The sequence below is a fragment of the Luteibacter pinisoli genome (assembly GCF_006385595.1).
GTDB classification, from domain to species: domain Bacteria; phylum Pseudomonadota; class Gammaproteobacteria; order Xanthomonadales; family Rhodanobacteraceae; genus Luteibacter; species Luteibacter pinisoli.
This window is the reverse complement of the sequence record NZ_CP041046.1, coordinates 2,895,186-2,913,184: the sequence shown is the minus strand read 5'-3', so window position 1 is coordinate 2,913,184 and position 17,999 is coordinate 2,895,186. Positions and strand designations below refer to the sequence as shown.

Here is a 17,999-nt window from a genome sequence, read left to right as displayed (position 1 = left end):
ATTCTGATCCACATCACATTCTTCTCAATCTTCCGGACAAAAAAAGGCCGCGATTGCTCGCGGCCTTTTTCATGTAGCAACTACTAAGCCTTACAGCTCGGCGCGGAACTCAACACCGATCACGCGCGGGTCGTTCACGAACGCGGTGCGGTTGTTGAAATCGATGCCGCCGGTGATCACCTTCTTGTTCGTGATGTTGCGGCCGTACAGGGCCACCTCACGCTTGCCGAAGTCCCAGTTGTAGCCAACGCGCATGCCGCCTTCCAGGAACGGCTTGCTCTTGAACTCTTCCGAGTCGTACAGGAAGAAGTTCACTTCGCTGCGGTAGTTCCAGTCCGTATAGACGAAGAACTCGCCGCTTTCGCCGTACGGGATGCCGTAGCGTGCCGTCCAGGTGCCGATCCACTTCGGTGCGTTCGGCAGCGGGTTGCCGTTGATCAGCGCATTGCCGCCCGCGTTCAGCGGGTCGATCACCGTGCAGCCACCGCCGCAGGGGGCCACGGCCAGGTCGCTGTCCTTCAGCTCGGTGTGGTTATAGCTGCCACCGGCGGTCATGTAGAAGTTCGGGGTGAGGTACGCCTCGAGGTCGAACTCGGCGCCGTAGCCTTCCGTCTTCTTCGCATTGATCAGCTGGGTGACGTTGGTCGCGCCGCCCACGGCCGTCAGCTGCTGGTTGTGCATGTTGTACTTGTACACATCCGCGTTGAAACGCAGCTTGTTGTCGTCCGAGGTCGACTTGTAGCCGATTTCATACGAGGTGATCGTCTCCGGCTTCGCCGTGGAGATGCTGTTGGCGAAGTTGATGCGGCCCTGCACGCTGGGGGCGCGGAAGCCGTTGGCGATGCGACCGTAGACGTTAGAGTTGTTGCTGAGCTGCCAGGTGCCGGTCAGGTCGCCGCTCCAGCGGGAGTCCGTCGGGTTCGAGGTGAGTGGGCCCACCGGGCCGGTGAAGCCGAGGAAGCGCTCCGCCTTGAAGTCACGCTTGTCGTGCGACCAGCGCGCGGCGGCGCGGACGTCGAAGGTATCGGTGACGTTGTAGTCGGCCGAACCGAACAGCGCGTACGCCTTCGTGCGCTGGCTCTGGTCCACCCAGCCGTTGAGCACGTGGTTGTTGAGCGTGTCGTACGAGAAGTTCGTGATCGCGATGTCTTCGTCGAAGTAGTACGTGCCCACCTGCCACTTCAGGCGTTCGGCCGTGTCGTTCGACAGGCGGAATTCCTGGGTGATCTGGCGATCCTTCGGCAGCGCGTCGGCGGTCTCCGAGTAGAACGGCGTGGTGCGATCGGTGTAGCTCGGCTTGGCCGGCGTCTCGGAGGCATCGTAGCCGCCGTCGACATCGCCCAGGCTGTACGTGGTGGCGCGCTCCAGGCCCGTGATGGACGTGAAGTTGAGGTCGCCGAAGTGCCAGTTCAGGTGCAGGTTGCTGCCCCAGGTGAACAGGTGCTGCTTGTTGTTGCCATCCTGCGAGACCGAATTGCGGTCGAAGCCCGGCACGAACTGGTTGCCGCCCAGGGTGATCGAATCCGCGCGGTTGACCATGGCGCTGCCGTCGAGCCAGCGGGCGTGCACGTTGATCAGGGCATCGAAGCCGTCGGTGGCCTTGTACAGGGCCTGCAGGCGCACGGCGCGGTCGTTGTAACCGCCCAGGTCGTCCTTCTTGCCCTTGTAGTCATTGTCGATCCAGCCGTCGCGGTGCTGGGCGAGGGCGGACACGCGGCCCGACCAGTTGCTGGCCAGCTTGCCGCCGATCGCGGCTTCCGCATTGGCGGTGCCGTACGAGCCATAGGAGACGCGCGCGTAGCCTTCGGTTTCCTGGGTGGGCTTGCGCGATTCGAACTTGATCACGCCCGCGGGCGAGTTACGGCCGAACAGGGTGCCCTGCGGGCCGCGCAGCACTTCCACCTGCTCGAGGTCGAACAGCGGGAAGCCCTTTAGGATCGGGTTTTCCTGGACGATGTCGTCGTAAACCATCGACACCGGCTGTGATGCGTTGAGGTCGAAATCGCTGTTGCCGAGGCCGCGGATGTAGAAGCGCGGGAACTCACGGCCGTACGAGGTTTCTGCGTAGACGCTGGGTGCGCGCGAAGCGAGCTGGAGCACGCCGTCGCCCGCCTGGCCAAAGGCTTCGAGCTTTTCGCTCGTGAGCACCGTCATCGAGATCGGCACCTTCTGCAGGTCTTCCGTGCGCTTTTCAGCGGTCACGGTGACGGTTTCGAGCGTGGCCGTCTTGGCCTTGCTGGCGGGCTGCGGGGTCGGCGCGCTGTCCTGGGCGAACACCGAACCGGCCGCGAGGACGGTGGTGATGCTCAGGGCAATGGCGAGACGACGCGGCATGCGGCGCGTGCGTGCGATGGACATGGTGATGATTTCCGCCTGGGTGGGGGTACTGGGATGGAAACCGAGCCTCACCAACGTACGAACCGACGTACGGTGCCAAATCCCCTGGCGAGGCCCGAGCTTCGCAAATTATCCCCGTGACGCCCTCATGACGGAAGGGTTACTTGCGCGTAACACCCTCGGAATCTTTCGGGGCCTGGGCCTGTCACGGAAGTGAAACGAGGGCTGGCTAACGTGCCGCCCCAATCGGCGAAATCACACGATGCCGACAGATAGCGTCGGTATCGCCGACGTTTGAGTATTTTCTCAAGCCATTCGGAGCAGCCTCCCCATGAAACGACTTCCCCTGGCCGCCGCCTTCTGGACCATGTGCGGCACCGCGGCCGCGGAGGGCGCGCCCCAGGCCGCGATCGAGCTCTACGTTGATACGGCCACCCGGCAGATCTTTGCGGAGCCGGGCCCGGGCCGGCAGCGGCTCGGCAAGTTCGTACAGGCCTCGGACGAGGCGGCGGCCAGCCAGACGGCGCCCGTGGCCGGTGTGGCAGCGCCCACGGCGGTCGCGGCGGGCTCCGTCGCGCCCCCGGCGGCCACCGTCGCCAGCACCAAGCCATCATCCTCGTCGTCCGCCAAGGCCTGGTACGAGAAGCTCGCCATCCGTGGCTACGTGCAGATGCGCTACAACCAGGGCCTGGATGACGGCGCGAAAGACCTGAAGTCGCCGGGTGACCGCTTCATCGGCCGCGACCAGGGTTTCGGCATCCGCCGCGCCCGCGTGGTGATCAGCGGCGATGTCTCCGACCGGATGTCGATCTACATCCAGCCGGACCTCGCCAGCACGCCCAGTGGGTCCAGCACCACCAACTTCGCCCAGCTGCGCGACGCCTATGCGGACCTGTGGCTGGACAAGGAAAAGACCTGGCGCATCCGCGCGGGCCAGTCGAAGATCCCCTACGGCTGGGAAGACCTGCAGTCCAGCCAGAACCGCGTGGCCCTGGACCGTGCCGACGCACTGAACTCCGGCGTGCGCGACGAACGCGACCTCGGTGTCTTCGCCTACTGGTCGCCTTCCGTGGCGAAGGAGCGCTTCAGCTACCTGCAGAAGTCGGGCCTGAAGGGCTCGGGCGACTACGGCATGTTGGGTATCGGCGTGTACAACGGGCAGGGCGCGAATCGCCCGGACCGCAACGACCAGCTGCACACCGTGGTGCACTTCTCGTATCCCTTCAAGTTCGCCAACGGGCAGTACCTGGAAGTGGGCGCCGATGCCTACACCGGCCGCTACGTGGTCACGACCGGCTCGGCCACGATCAACGGCGCGACCTTTACGCCACGCGTGGATGCGCCGGAAGAGGGCTCCACGGATCGCCGTATCGCCGCGCACGTGGTGTACTTTCCGCAGCCGTTCGGCTTCCAGGCGGAGTGGACGGTGGGCAAGGGGCCGGAGCTGGACGTGGCACGGCGCATCATCCGCACGAAGGCCTTGCGTGGTGGCTATGCGCAGCTGATGTACAAATTCGACGGTGGCTACGGCTCGATGATGCCGTACGCGAAATGGCAGACCTACCGCGGTGCGTCCAAGTTCGACACCAATGCGCCGAAGATGGAAGTGGACGAGCTGGAGGCGGGCGTCGAGTGGCAGCCGAACAGCGCCGTGGAACTGGCGGTGGCGTTCGCGAACATGCGTCGCACGGATGTCAGTGCGGCGCCGTACAAGCGCATCGACGGCAAGCTGGTCCGCGTCCAGCTGCAAGTCAACTATTAAGGGTCATTTCTTCTTGTTGCCGGCGGCGAGGGATTTTTCACGGATGGCCTTGAACTCGCTGCCGTCTTTCCAGGTGGGCCACTCGTCGCTGTTGGCGAGCTTGTCGCCTACCTGGTAGTACGCCTGCACGTTCTGCATCACGCCGGTGAAATCCCAGCGCATGTCGTAGACGTCGGTGGGCTGGTGGTAGCGGTTCTTCGTGTAGTCGTCGGCCGCGGCCTGGCCGGCCGCCTTGCCACCCGTGACCATGTCGATGCCGCCACCGGCCGCGAGCGCCGGCACGCCGGCCTTGGCGAAGTTGAAGTGATCCGAGCGGAAATAGTGGCCCTTCTCCGGCGAGGCATCGCCGCTGATCACGCGGCCGTCGGCCTTCAGTACCTCGGCCAGGGTGTCTTCCAGCGTGCCCTGGCCCATGCCGGTCACTTCCATGTCCTTCGTGGGCCCGATGATCGGCAGCGCATCCATGTTGATGTCGGCGACGGTCTTGTTGAGCGGGAAGGGCGGGTGCGCCACGTAGTACTTCGAGCCGAGCAGGCCGGATTCTTCCATCGTCACGGCGGCGAACACCACGGTGCGCTTCGGCTTCTCCTGGGCGAACTTGCCGGCGATTTCCAGCAGCGCGGCGATGCCCGTACCGTTATCGACGGCACCGTTGTAGATCTGGTGGCCCTTCAGGGCCGGGTCGTGGCCGAGGTGGTCCCAGTGTGCGGTGTACACCACCGCTTCGTCGGGCTTCTCGCTTCCCTTCACCATGCCGATGACGTTGTTGCTCAGCGAATGGGTGATGTTGCTGTGCAGCTGGATGTTGGCTTTCGCATCCAGCGGTACGGCCTTGAAGCCGCGCACGTCGGCCTGTTTGGCCAGATCGTCGAAGTTCTTGCCGGCCTTGGCGAACAGGCGCTGCGCGGCTTCATGCGACAGCCAGCCGGCGACGGGCAGGCGCGGTGCCGGGTCTTCGCTCTCGGGCAGGTCCAGGCGCGGCGTGGTCCAGCCACTGCGCACCACGTTCCAGCCGTAAGCCGCCGGTTCGGTCTGGTGGACGATAAACACGGCCGCGGCGCCCTGGCGGGCGGCCTCTTCGTACTTGTAGGTCCAGCGGCCGTAGTAGGTCATCTCGCGGCCCTTGAACAGGGTCGGGTCGTTGCCGTTCCAGCCCGGGTCGTTGACCAGCACCACGAGGGTCTTGCCCTTCACGTCGAGGCCGTCGAAGTCGTTCCATTGGGCTTCCGGGGCGTTCACCCCGTATCCGGCGAAGACGATGTCCGAATCCTTCAGCTCCACGTCGGATTTCGCCTGCAGCGTGCCGACGACCATATCCGTGCCAAACGCGAAGGCTTCGGTGCCGCCGCCTTCGCTGACATCGAGCTTCAGGCTGTCCTGGCCAGTCAGTTCGGTCGACACGGCGGGCACGGTCTGCACCCAGTCGCCCTTGTTGCCGGGCGACAGGCCCATCCGCTTGAACTGCTCGATGATGTAATTCGTGGTCAGGCGCTCGCCCAGGGTGCCCGGCTTGCGGCCGTCGTATTCGTCCGACGAGATGACCCGCAGGTGTGCCGCGAAATCACCCGCCGTGATATCCGGGGTGAAGTCGTGTTTTTCGTTGGCCACGGCCGGCAGCGGCGGGGGCGGGGCGGTGGAAGGCCGGGCGGGTGCCGTCGAGGCGGCGGCGGGCGCGGCCTTGTCTTCGTCGTGGGAGTGGCAGGCAGCCAGGGCCAGGGCGGACAGGCAGGCGAGGGCGATTCGGCGCATGGGTCGGGGTTCCCGGGGCGTCAGTGGCACGAAGCCCGAGTGTAGCCGCATCCGTCCCGCTGTCGCCTGATACCCGGGCCGGTCATAATGGGCGGTTCCCCTGAACGAAAAAGGCCCCCCTTCCATGCGCATCGGCATCGACTTCGGTACCAGCTACTCCGCCGCCGCGGCCGTGGTGGACGGCGAGCTGCAACTGGTGCGCTTCGGCGAGGAGCGCCAGTTCCGCACGGCGGTGTTCTTCCCCGAGGTGGTGCCGGACTTCGACGACTTCGTGCTCACCCCGGTGCTGGAGGCGCAGGTCGACACGATCGTTCGCGCGACCCGGTCGGACGAGCGCCGCACCGGCCGCACGGCCCGTTCCGACCGCGACGTGCGACGTGACGCCATCCGCGTCGTGCGCCGGCAGTGGATGGAAGAGCGCATGCGCGAGGCCGCGTCATCGTCGGTGGCGAGCTTCCAGGACGCGCTGTTCGGCGAGGCGGCCGTGGAGGCCTATCTGGAAGAGGGCACCGGCAACCTCATCGAATCGCCCAAGTCGATGTTTGGCTACAAGCTGGATCCGCGGGTGCGCAAGACCATCGTCAGCATCGCCGCCCACATCCTGGAGCACGTGCGCCTCGTCGCCACGCGCCAGTTCGGCGTGCCGGTGCGCGAGGCCGTGATTGGCCGCCCGGTGGAGTTCCGCAGCTCGATGGGCCCGGCCGGCGGCGAGCAGGCGCTGGGGATCCTGCGCGAGGCGGCCGGGATCGCCGGTTTCGATGCCGTCTCGTTCCTCGAGGAGCCAGCGGCTGCCGCCATGCACTACCACCTGTCGCTGCCCGAGCGGCAGCGCGCGCTCATCGTGGATATCGGCGGCGGTACTACCGACGTCGCTTACGCCGAACTGGGCGCCGGCGAGACGCCGGTGATGCACCGCAGCTGGGGCCTGCCGCGCGGTGGTACCGACCTCGACGTGGGCATGAGTCTGCATAGCCTCATGCCGCTGTTTGGCAAGGATATTTCCGGCGTGCCCGTGCACCATTTCGTGGAAGCGGCCAGCGTGCACAACCTGCCCAAGCAGCGCGAGTTCCGTAAGCAGGACTACCGGCAGGTGGACGAGCCGTTCGCCTCGCGCCTGCGTGCCCTGCAGGGCACCGGCGCCACCACGCGCCTGAACCAGCAGGCCGAGCGCATGAAGATCGAGCTCTCCGGCGCTGACCAGGCGGCCGCCGTGCTGGACTTCATCGAGCCTGGCCTGGCCAGCCATGCCGCGGGCAGCGATTTCCGGGTGGCGTCGGAGGATTTCCTCGACCGCATGGCCCGTTTGCTGGACGAGGCGCGCGGGAACATCGCCGACGCACCGGCCAGCATTTTCCTGACGGGCGGCACCTCCCGATCCCCGCAGGTTCGTGATCGCGTGGCGGCCAGCTTCCCGGGTATCCCGGTGGTCCACGGTGATCCGTCCCTCGGCGTGGTCTCGGGCCTGGCTCAGGCGGCACTTTTGCCAGATTCATCAAATGTTTCTGGCGCCGCGTAAGCGAATTCGGCAGATTCACAATTCACTGGCATTTCCTCGCATACACGGTTAGTTATATCGCCGGGCACTCTTCTTTTTCCGGGGTGGTTGCGGTGTCCACGGAGTAGCTTGCAGGCGTCGGGCCTGCCTGGATCAACGCGGGGGTGCGTATGGGACAGTGGAATGGGTCTTTCGGAGCCGGTGGCATGAGGGGTGCCACTCACATCAACACAACATCGCAGGAGGGGCAGGCATGACGCGCCCCATGGACGTACAAGGTCTAGAGGACTTTGACCTCGTGACGCTCGGTGCCGCGCTCGGCATCTGTGAGGTCGATCTGCTGACGCTGAGCCCCGCGCGACCGCGCGCCGCGCTCGCGTCCCGCACGCACGATGGGGTGACGTACCTCACGGCGCATCTGGACTTCGATGTGCGCGGTGCGCTCACGGTGCCTGATGACTCCTGCATGCTCATCTACATGCACGAAGCCGGTGAACGCAGCTGGTGCCAGGGCGTCGGTGTCGAGTCGGAAATGGCGGTGACGCTCCTGCGTGGCACGCCCACCGACTTCATGTTCGAACGCGGTACGCGGTTCACCCTCGTGGTGGCACCGTATGCGCGGTTCCGATCGCGTTTCATGGCGTCCGACCATGCGGATGTGGACATGGCCGCCCAGCGGCTACGCCTGTTTGCCGTGAACTCCGAACCGCTCAAACGTGCGTGGCGGCAGATCCGCGACCGCGTGCGTGCCGGTGAGGACGACGGCTTCGCACCGATCGAAGACCTGCTCGACGAACACATCCGGATGGCGCTGTCGTCGTCGTCCGAAGACCGTCCGGTGGCCTCGCGTGGCCGTCGTGCGCACTACCAGGTCATGCGTCGGGCGGAGCGCTTCATGCGCGCCAACCTGCGTCGCGATATCTATTCGCAGGAGCTCTGCCAGGCGGCAGGCGCCAGCGAACGCGGCCTGCGCTATGCGTTCGACGATCTGCTGGGGATCCCGCCCAACCGCTACCTGGCCATGCTTCGCCTGTGCACGGCCCATCGCAGCCTCGTTACCGCGGAAGCGGGCCGTCGCTCGGTGAAGTCGGTGGCACTGAGTTGCGGCATGTGGGACCTGTCGCGTTTTGCCGAAAAGTACCGCAGCGTGTTCGGGGAGCAGCCGCGCGAAACCCTGACCCGCAGCGTGCCGGATGACCTTCTCGTCGAAGAAATGGACGACATGTGATCCGAAACGGCACGAATTGCCGTTTCGGCTTAGCAAGATGCCGCATTTGATCAGTGAAGGCATGACGGTCCACCTCTAATCGACCCAGGCACGCAGCGTGCGTGTCAGGGGCCAGGGGGTGGTACCGTGAAACAGCTAGTGGTTTCCTCGTTTTTGCGCGCCGTGCAAACGGCGCGCTTTTCTTTTAGGCGTCTGCACAGCCTGCGCCGCTACGCTTCCTTCCGGGCCGCCTGCATGGCGGCCCTTGTTTTCCTGACCGGCGGCCTGGCGGCCCAGGACGCCCGACAAACGGCCCCTGCGCCAAGCCCCGGCGCGACGGTGGCGGCCGAACCGGCCCCTGCTGTCGTCGCTGCCACGGTGGCGGTGCCGACGAAAAAGAAAACGAGCACCGCTACGGACGACAGCACGGACGACGACGAGACCGCGAGCACATCGACATCGACGGAATCGACGAGCGCGACGAGCGGCACCTCGACGCTGGCGACCTTCAGCTCGCTGGGCGCGACGGTATCGACGCGGGCCGCCTTTACGTCCACGCCCTTCCTGGCGGCCGCAGCACCGGCATCGCTGTCCGTGCAGCCCATGCTGATCGCCCCGGGCGATCCGCGCTATCCGCTGCCGGCCGAGCCCAACCGCGCCGGATTGATCCTTGGCACCGGCGGGCTGGTGGGCAGCGTGGGCGGGGCCCTGTCACCCACGCTCACTTCGCTGCTCAATCCGAACAGCAACTACCTGTCCAGCGGTGCGCTTAACCTTGCCAGCGTCAATGTCACCGGTACCTTCTCCAGTCTCGGCATTGGCGGGCTGAACCTGGTCAACCTGACGCCGCTGACGACCACCATCAACGGCACGGTGCTGGGCCAGAACAACCACCTCACCCTGCTCGGCGGCGTCACCTCCGACAGCTACATCACCAATATCAACCGCGGCACGGACGGCTTCGCCTCCAACGGCCTCGGCGGCATCCTGCTGCCGGGTGGCTCGCCAGCGTGGTCGAACGATTGCGCGTCGCTGCTCGGCATTCCGCTGGCGCATTGCTGGGCGGTGAATCCCGCGCAGGACAACCAGGTGCTGGTCGGCGACAAGGCCACGGCGAATGGTTCGCAGGAAGTGGTGATCGGTCGCGGTGCCAGCCACACGTTGCCGGCGGAAGATGCGAACACCGTGTTCCCGGGATCCGGTCGCAACGATCCGAACAATCCCTCGGGCGTGCCGACGAACAACTACGCCACGCGCAAAGGCAATTCGGTGGTGGTGGGCGATAGCGCCTCGGGCACGGCGAACGCGCAGACCATCGTCGGTGCGAATGCCACGTCGAACCAGGTGAACTCGGTGGTGCTGGGCAACGGGTCCGTGGGCGATCGCGCCGGTGCCGCCGGGTACGTGCCGTTCGGCCTCGCGGCCGCGCAGAATTCGGTCGGCGCGGTGTCCGTCGGTGGCACGGGCGCCGAGCGGCAGATCACCCACGTCGCCGCGGGCTCGGATAACTACGACGCCGTCAACGTCCTCCAGCTGAAGGGCGCCACGGCGCAGCTCAGCGCGCTGAGCCTGCTGTCCGTCACCTACGATGCGGACGGCAACGGCCTGCCGACCAACTCGCTGACGCTGCGTGGCGCGGGCGTGGGGACGGGTTCGGTGGGCCTGCACAATCTCGGCGCCGGTTCGCTGGCCGCCGGCAGCCTCGACGCGGTGAACGGTACGCAGCTGAACACCACGAACCAGGCCGTCGCTGCGTACTTCGGTGGCACCACGACGGTGAGCGCCGCCGGTGTCTTCACCGCGCCGACGTTCAATGCACCGGCGATCAGCAGCGCAGGCGTCGTCACGCCGGGCACCGTCAACAATGCGAGCGCGGCGTTCACCACGCTGGGCACGTCAGTGACCAACCTCAACACGCGCATCGATACGCTGGGTACGACGGGCCTGGCCTACCTCAAGGTGAACTCCACCGGCGCCGCCAGCGTCGCCACCGGCGTGGACGCCGTGGCGCTCGGTGCGGGCGCCGTGGCATCCCACGGCAACAGCGTGGCCCTGGGCGCGGGCTCGGTGACCAGCGTCGGTGCGCAGACAGGCTATACCGCTATCGGCGTGGCCGCGCCGCAGACGTCGTTGGGCGAAGTGGCCGTGGGCACGCGCAAGATCACAGGCCTGGCCGCTGGCAGCGCGCCGGCGGATGCCGTGAACGTGGCGCAGCTGACCGGCGTGAACAACAGTGTCACCGCGCTGGGCCGCCTCGCCGTGCAATACGACGCGGATGGCTCGGGCAACCGGACGAACCACGTCACCCTGGGTACGGTCGGGACGGGCACCGTGGGCCTGGGTAACCTCGCCGCGGGCACGGTCACGGCCGGCAGCGCCGATGCCATCAACGGCGCGCAGCTCAGCCGCACGAACCAGGCCGTGGCCGCGTACTTCGGCGGCGGCGTGGTGGCCGATGCCACCGGTACCTTCACCGGTCCCACCTTCAACACGCCGCTGATCGATACCGCCGGCAATGTCAGCGTCGGTGCCGCGGTGAATGTCGCCGGTGCCTTCACCAACGTGGGCACCTCGCTTACCAGCATCAACACAAGGATCAACTCGCTCGGCACCACGGGCCTGCCGTACCTCAAGATCAACTCGACAGGTGCCGCCAGCAGCGCGACGGGCCTCGATGCCATTGCCCTCGGTGCGGGCGCGTCCGCGACGAATGCCAACAGCATCGCGCTGGGCGCAGGCTCGGTAACGAGTGTCGGTGCACAGGCCGGCTACACCGCGATCGGCGTGGCCGGTGCGCAGACTTCTACCGGCGAAATCGCCGTGGGCACGCGCAAGATCACTGGGCTCGCCGCCGGCAGCGCCGCAGGCGATGCGGTGAACGTGGCGCAGCTGACGGGCGTGAGCAGCAGCGTGGGCGCCCTCGGCCGGCTGGCCGTGCAGTACGACAACGATGGTGCCGGCAATCCGCTCGGCCATGTCACCCTGGGCGGCACCGGCAGTCCTGCGGTGGGCCTCGGTAACGTCGCCGCGGGTGCCACGACCGCGGGCAGCCTGGATGCGATCAATGGCAGCCAGCTGTTCACCAGCAACGCGTCGCTGGCAGCGATGCTTGGCGCGGGTGCCAGCTTCAACGGCACGGTGTTCCGGCCGCCGCAGTACCTGCTCAACGCAGTGAACGTTGGTGGCAGCACCAGCCCGGTGCTGGCGACCGACGTCGGTGCCGCCTTCGTTTCCGTCGATACCTCACTCGGCAACCTCAACGCGCGCGTCAACGCGTTGAACCTCGGCAATACCTTCCTGGCGGTGAACTCCGCGGGCGCACCGGCGGTGGCCGGGGGCGCGGAAAGCGTGGCACTGGGCAGCGGCGCGTCGGCGCCCAACGCCAACAGCGTGGCCCTGGGGGCGGGATCGACCACGGCCGTGGGTGCGCGCACCGGCTACACGCCGTACGGCCTGGCGGGCACGCGCTCGTCGGTGGGCGAAGTGAACGTCGGCAATCGCACCGTGGCCGGCGTGGCCGCAGGCGTTGCGGCGAATGAAGCGGTTAACGTGGAGCAGCTCGCGACGGTGAACGCGGCCGTCGGCGGTACGCTGGCCGCCTGGTCGGGTGGCGGGGCGGTATACAACCCCGCCACCGGCACGGTCACGGCGCCCACGTATTCGCTGGTCAGCGTGAGCGCATCGGGCACCACGCCGGGCACCGACTACCACAGTGCGGCCGATGCCTTCGCCTCGCTCAACGGTTCGCTGGTGAACATCAACAATCGTCTCGCCGCGGTAGGCGTGGGCTCCGCGTACGTGGCGGTGAACTCCACCGGTGCGGGCGCCAATGCCGGCGGTGCCGAGTCGGTCGCGGTGGGCGGCGGCAGTGTCGCCGCTGGCAACAACTCGGTCGCGCTAGGCAGCGGGGCAAGCGCCCCGGCGGCCAACAGCGTCGCGCTGGGCAACGGCTCGGTGGCCGCCACGGGTGCCCAGGTGGGCTATGCCGCGTATGGCCTCGCCGCACCACAAACGTCCAGTGGCGAGGTCAACGTCGGCAACCGCACGCTGAGCGGCGTGGCCGCCGGCGCTGCCGACAACGACGCCGTGAACGTGCAGCAGCTGCGCACCGTCAGCGGCGACGTGGGCTCGCTCGGCCAGATCGCCGTGCGCTACGACGACGCGGGCAACGGCCTGCCGACCAACAGCATCACCCTTACCGGCGCGGGAACGGGCCGCGTGGGTATCCACAACATGGCAGACGGGTCGCTCGCCTCGGCCAGTTCGGACGCGGTGACGGGTGGCCAGCTCAACACGGCGTACACCGCGCTCGCGTCCAGCCTGGGCGGCGGCGCCGCGTTCAACGGCACGGCGTTTGTCGCGCCGACCTACGCCTTGAGTACGGTTGATGCGAGCGGCACCGTGGGTGCCGCGACGTTTACCGATGCCGGTTCGGCCGCGGGCTCGAACAACGCGTCGATCCTCAATGTGAATGCGCGGCTCAGTGCGATCGCCGCGAGCGGCACGAACTACGTCAAGGTGAATTCCACGGGCGCGGCGGCGAGCGCCACCGGCGCCGACAGCGTCGCGATCGGCCCAGGTGCCGTGTCGTCGTTCGACAACAGCGTGGCCATCGGTGCAGGCGCCGCGACCACCGTGGGTGCGGAAGCCAGCTACACCGGCTACGGCCTGGCCGCGCCGCAGACCTCGGCCGGCGAAGTGAACCTCGGCAACCGCAAAGTCACTGGCGTGGCCGCGGGCACGCTGGATACCGACGCCGCCAACATCGAGCAGTTGCGCGCGGTGTCGGGGGATGTCGGTTCCATCGGCCGCGTGGCCGTGCGTTACGACGTGGACGGTGCAGGCAACCCGCTGAATCGCGTCAGCCTCGTCGGTGACGGCCTGGGCGGCCCCGTGGCGATGACCAACGTGGCCGCGGGCAGCACGGCGGCCGGCAGCCTGGACGCGGTGAATGGCGGCCAGGTGGCGCAGGCCAATCAGGCGGTGGCCAGTGCGCTCGGTGGTGGCGCGGGCATCGACGCCGTAGGTCACCTCGTGGCGCCTTCCTACACGCTGCCGACCGTGGCGGCCGATGGCACGGCCGGCGTCTCGACCTCGGGTGATGTCGGCACGGCGCTGGCCAGCCTGGGTGGCTCGGTCAACAACGTGAATACGCAGGTGTCGAACCTCTACACCACCGGCTCGAAGTACTTCCAGGCGAATTCCTCCGGTGCGGCAGCGACGGTGGGGGCAGGGGATGCGGTAGCGATCGGCCCCGGTGCCAGCGCCATCCACGCCAACAGCGTGGCGCTGGGTGCGAACTCGACGACCACGGTAGGTGCGCGCGCGAACTATGCCGCGATCGGTCTCGTGCCCACGCAGAACTCGCTGGGTGAAGTGAACATCGGCTCGCGCCAACTCACCGGCGTCGCCGCCGGTAGCCAGGACGCGGACGCCGTCAACGTGGCGCAGCTGCGCGGTGTCAGCCAGAGCGTGGGCCAGCTGGGCGCGCTGTCCGTGCGCTACGACGACGCCGGTGACGGCACGCCGTTGAACAGCGTCACGCTGGCCGGCGCAGGCGGCGGCCCGGTGGCGATCCACAACCTCGCTACGGGAAGCATCTCGCTCACCAGCACGGATGCGGTGAACGGCGGACAGATCTTCGCCACGCGCGCTGCGACCGCGCAGGTACTCGGCGGTGGCGCGTCCGTGGATCCGACGACCGGTGCGCTCAACGCACCGACGTATGCGATCACCCAGGTGGCCGTGGATGGCAGCACCAGCCAGTCGAACCAGAACACCGTCGGCGCGGCATTTACGGCCGCCGATAACTCCCTCAGCAACCTCAACACGCGCGTGCAGGGCATCTACGACACGGGCGTGAAGTACGTCCGCATCAACTCCACGGGCCCGCAGAGTTCCGCCGCGGGCGCGGACAGCGTCGCCCTGGGCAGCAGCGCTGATGCGTCGGCCAATAACAGCGTGGCACTGGGCGCGAACTCGGTCGCCGCACTGGGCAGCCAGGCGAATTACGCGGCCTACGGCCTTGCCACGCCGCAGAACTCGGATGGCGAAGTGAACGTCGGCAATCGTCAGGTAACCGGGGTGGCCGCAGGTAGCGCGGACCACGACGCCGTAAACGTCTCGCAGCTGCGTGCCGTCGACCAGGCCGTGCGCGATACCGCCTCCGGCGCCGTCGCGTACGACACGGATGCGGGTGGCAATCGCCTCGCGCATGTCACGCTGGGCGGCGTCGGTGCCGGCACGGCCGTGGGCATCGGCAACCTTGCCAATGGCGTGCTCTCCGCCGGCAGCCGCGATGCGGTGGCTGGCGGACAGCTCTACAGCGCCGGCGTTTCCGTCGCCAGCCTGTTCGGTGGCGGCGTGGTTTTTGATCCGCTCACCGCCACGTTCACCGCGCCGAGCTTCGCGCTGCGCACGGTGCAGGCCGATGGCACGGTGACGTTGCCGGGCTCGTACGGCGATGCGGGCACGGCGATGGCCTCGCTCGATACCTCCATCGTCAACCTCAACCAGCGCGTTTCGGCGCTGGGCGCCGGCTTCATCAGCCCGTACATGGATGTGGACTCCACCGCGGCGGCCGCGCAGGCTACGGGCAGCGATTCAACCGCGATGGGTGGGGCCGCCGAGGCCACCGGTGAGGGTGCCTCGGCGATTGGCGGCAGCGCGCGTGCGCTGGCCGTGCGTGCGCTTGCCATGGGTAACGGCAGCCTGGCCACCACGGACGGCGCCGTCGCCATCGGTTCGAATGCGGTGGCCGATCGCACCGGCACGGGCACCGAAGCGTTCACCGGCCTGGCCGTGCCCGCGCAGGGCGTGGTCTCGGTGGGCAGCAGCGGCAACGAGCGGCAGATCACCAACGTCGCTGGTGGCACGGAAGACACCGATGCCGTGAACCTCCGCCAGCTGCGTGCCGTGAGCACCCAGGTTGGTGATCTTGGCGCGTCCGCGGTGACCTACGATGACCCGACCCATCGCGTGGCCACGCTCAATCGCAATGGCGTCTCGGTGCGCATGGCCAACCTGGCCGCGGGCGCGGTGGCGCAGGCGAGCACGGACGCGATCAACGGCGGCCAGATGTGGGCCTGGACGCAGGACGCCAGCAACAGCTACAGCAATCTCGCGCTGTACAACGCCGTGCAGGCGTTGCAGGCCGGTGGTGGCGGCACGGGTAACAACGCGGCGCTGGCGGTGAACAACACCAACAACGCCCCGGCGGCCGTGGCCGCGGGCAATAACACCCTGGCCACGGGCGTGGGTTCCTCGGCGAGTGGCACCAACAGCACGGCGCTCGGCAACGGGGCCCAGGCGACCGCCGACAACGCGGTGGCGGTGGGCAGCGGGTCGGTGGCCGATCGCGCCAACACGGTATCGGTGGGCGCGACGGGCGCGGAACGCCAGGTCACCAACGTCGCCGCGGGTACGCGGGATACCGACGCGGCCAACGTGAGCCAGGTGAACGCGGTGCGCGCGTCCAGCGTGCAGTACGCCACGCTGGCCGATGGCAGCCCGGACTACAGCAACCTCACCGTGGGCGCTGCGGGCACCCCGGCGACGATCCACAACGTGTCGGCGGGCGTCGCGACGACCGATGCGGCCAACGTGGGACAGCTGAACCAGGTGGCCGACTGGTCGCGCAGTTACACGGACGCCAAGGTCAACGCGGTAAGCCGGGAGATCCAGCAGAGCACCAACCGGGCAAGCGCGGGCGTCGCCTCGGCGATGGCGATGGCCGGTTTGCCGCAGGCCACGACGCCGGGCCGCAACATGGCGGCGGTGGCGGGTGGCACCTTCCGGGGTGAGTCCAGCATCGCCGTCGGCATCTCCACGGTGACCGACAGCGGAGGCTGGATCTACAAGGCCAGCGGCACCGCCAATTCGCGTGGTGACGCGGGCTTCAGCGTGGGGGCTGGCATGGAATGGTAAGGCTCAGGGTGGCCGAGACGAGACAGGCAACCAACTTCGGGTTGCCTTTCTCCGGGCGTAGCGGTATTGGTAAGGCAAGTCCCAGCTTGCATCACATGCCTAAACGTCTTGATATCAGGCTTCTTGCCCCGTCCGGTTACGCGGAGGACCGCGCCGCCTGCCAACGCGCCATTGAACGACTTGTCGCCGCCGGGCATACGGTGCGTGGCAGTGAGGTCGTGGATCGCGTCGCGCTCCGCTTTGCCGGTAGCGATGAGCAGCGCGCCGCGGACATCAACCAGCTCGCCAGCCCCGATCATCCGTTGCCCGACGTCGCCATGGCGATCTGCGGCGGCTACGGCGCCATCGCGCTGCTGGATAAGCTCGATTACGAGGGGCTGAAGGCGCGCTTCGCGGAAGGACGCTGCGTGCTGGTGGGCCATGGCGATTTCACGGTGATCCAGTGCGCCATGCTGGCGCGCTGTGGCATCGGCAGCCTGCACGGGCCGATGCTGGTGCAGGACTTCGGCGCGGGCTATCTGCGCGAAGGCACCTGGCGGCACTTCTGGCAGACCCTCGAAGGCCCGTCCATGGATGTCAGCTGGGCCGTGCCCGAGGGCATCCCGGCGGGCCGGGTGGAGGGCACGCTATGGGGTGGCAACCTTTCTGCGTTGTGCAGTCTCGTTGGCACGCCGTATATGCCGGTGGTCGACGACGGCATCCTCTACATCGAGGAGACCGGCGAACAGGCGTTCCGCATCGAGCGCATGCTCTACGAGTTGCTGCTCGGAGGCGTGCTGAAGAACCAGCGCGCGATCCTGCTGGGCGGCCTGGGCGGCCAGCGCGTCAGCGAGTACGACAACGGCTACGACATCGACCATGCACTGGAGCGCTTCAGCCACGCCTGTGGCCTGCCGATGCTGCGCGGGCTGGCCTTCGGCCACGGCCAGGACAAGTGGACGCTGCCCTTCGGTGCGAAGGGCGTGGTCGAGCTAAGCAACGGTCATGCGGTGCTCTCGTCGCACCGCTACAGCCACGTGGGAGTCACCGCCGGCGCCTGAGCCGGCGGCTTTCCTGTCAGGCAGTCATCTGGGTGGCGCCGATGACGCCGATAAAGACGATGGAGAGCATCCAGAAGCGCGCAGGATCGCGCCACACGCACACACCCAGGCAGACGATGCCCAGCGTGCACGAGACGATGCCGGCGGCCGTGAGGCCGAGTGCGGCGAGCGACGGGTCGCCGCCCGAGGCGATAAGCATGGGACGGAAGATGGCGTACCAGGCCAGGATCAGGCAGGCACCACCGACGATGCCCAGTAGCCAGTTGGATGGATGGTTCTTTGGCAGGAGCTGGATGCCGAGATAGATAGCAAGAACGACGACAGCGAAAACGATGAGCAGCAAAGCCATGCATTGACCCCTTTGTCGTGGCTCGCGGTCCCCACCGCTAAAGCCGTCCGCCGAGCATGGACCATGGGGGAGCTGAGGTCATGCTGCGCCGCGCAAGGGGAAAAAGCCGCGAGACGGCCCGTTTCGTCGGCGCT

The 17,999-nt window shown here is 67.4% G+C and carries 8 protein-coding genes; 5 read left to right on the top strand and 3 right to left on the bottom strand.

From position 1 onward, the window contains the following. Window positions 1-90: 90 nt before the first annotated feature. The gene (locus FIV34_RS13135) at window positions 91-2,358 is read right to left on the bottom strand and encodes a TonB-dependent receptor (RefSeq protein WP_139983480.1); all 2,268 of its coding nucleotides are present in this window, start codon (window positions 2,356-2,358) and stop codon (window positions 91-93) included. Window positions 2,359-2,668: 310 nt separating this feature from the next. Here FIV34_RS13135 and FIV34_RS13130 point away from each other — a divergent pair, with 310 nt between their 5' ends. Next, window positions 2,669-4,099 carry a porin gene (locus FIV34_RS13130; RefSeq protein WP_139983477.1) on the top strand — a complete coding sequence of 477 codons (1,431 nt, stop codon included), beginning with the start codon at window positions 2,669-2,671 and terminating at the stop codon, window positions 4,097-4,099. A 3-nt stretch (window positions 4,100-4,102) separates the two neighbouring features. On the opposite strand, the gene FIV34_RS13125 is transcribed toward FIV34_RS13130, so the two are convergent. After that, the gene (locus tag FIV34_RS13125; protein ID WP_139983475.1) at window positions 4,103-5,848 is read right to left on the bottom strand and encodes a M28 family metallopeptidase; all 1,746 of its coding nucleotides are present in this window, start codon (window positions 5,846-5,848) and stop codon (window positions 4,103-4,105) included. A 124-nt stretch (window positions 5,849-5,972) separates the two neighbouring features. On the opposite strand from FIV34_RS13125, the gene FIV34_RS13120 reads away from it, so the two are divergent. The 4 genes from FIV34_RS13120 to FIV34_RS13105 all read left to right on the top strand — a co-directional run bounded on the left by FIV34_RS13120 (window position 5,973) and on the right by FIV34_RS13105 (window position 17,516). Further along, the gene (locus tag FIV34_RS13120) at window positions 5,973-7,364 is read left to right on the top strand and encodes an Hsp70 family protein (protein ID WP_139983473.1); all 1,392 of its coding nucleotides are present in this window, start codon (window positions 5,973-5,975) and stop codon (window positions 7,362-7,364) included. A 232-nt stretch (window positions 7,365-7,596) separates the two neighbouring features. Next, window positions 7,597-8,571 carry a helix-turn-helix domain-containing protein gene (locus FIV34_RS13115; protein WP_139983470.1) on the top strand — a complete coding sequence of 325 codons (975 nt, stop codon included), beginning with the start codon at window positions 7,597-7,599 and terminating at the stop codon, window positions 8,569-8,571. Window positions 8,572-8,805: 234 nt separating this feature from the next. Continuing rightward, window positions 8,806-16,476: a YadA-like family protein gene (locus FIV34_RS13110; RefSeq protein ID WP_139983468.1), complete on the top strand. Its 7,671-nt coding sequence runs from the start codon at window positions 8,806-8,808 to the stop codon at window positions 16,474-16,476. A 95-nt stretch (window positions 16,477-16,571) separates the two neighbouring features. After that, on the top strand, window positions 16,572-17,516 hold the full coding sequence (locus tag FIV34_RS13105) for an LD-carboxypeptidase (RefSeq protein ID WP_139983466.1): 945 nt from the start codon (window positions 16,572-16,574) through the stop codon (window positions 17,514-17,516). 16 nt (window positions 17,517-17,532) lie between these two features. Here FIV34_RS13105 and FIV34_RS13100 read toward each other — a convergent pair whose 3' ends face one another. Beyond that, on the bottom strand, window positions 17,533-17,865 hold the full coding sequence (locus tag FIV34_RS13100) for a hypothetical protein (protein ID WP_139983464.1): 333 nt from the start codon (window positions 17,863-17,865) through the stop codon (window positions 17,533-17,535). Window positions 17,866-17,999: the final 134 nt, after the last annotated feature.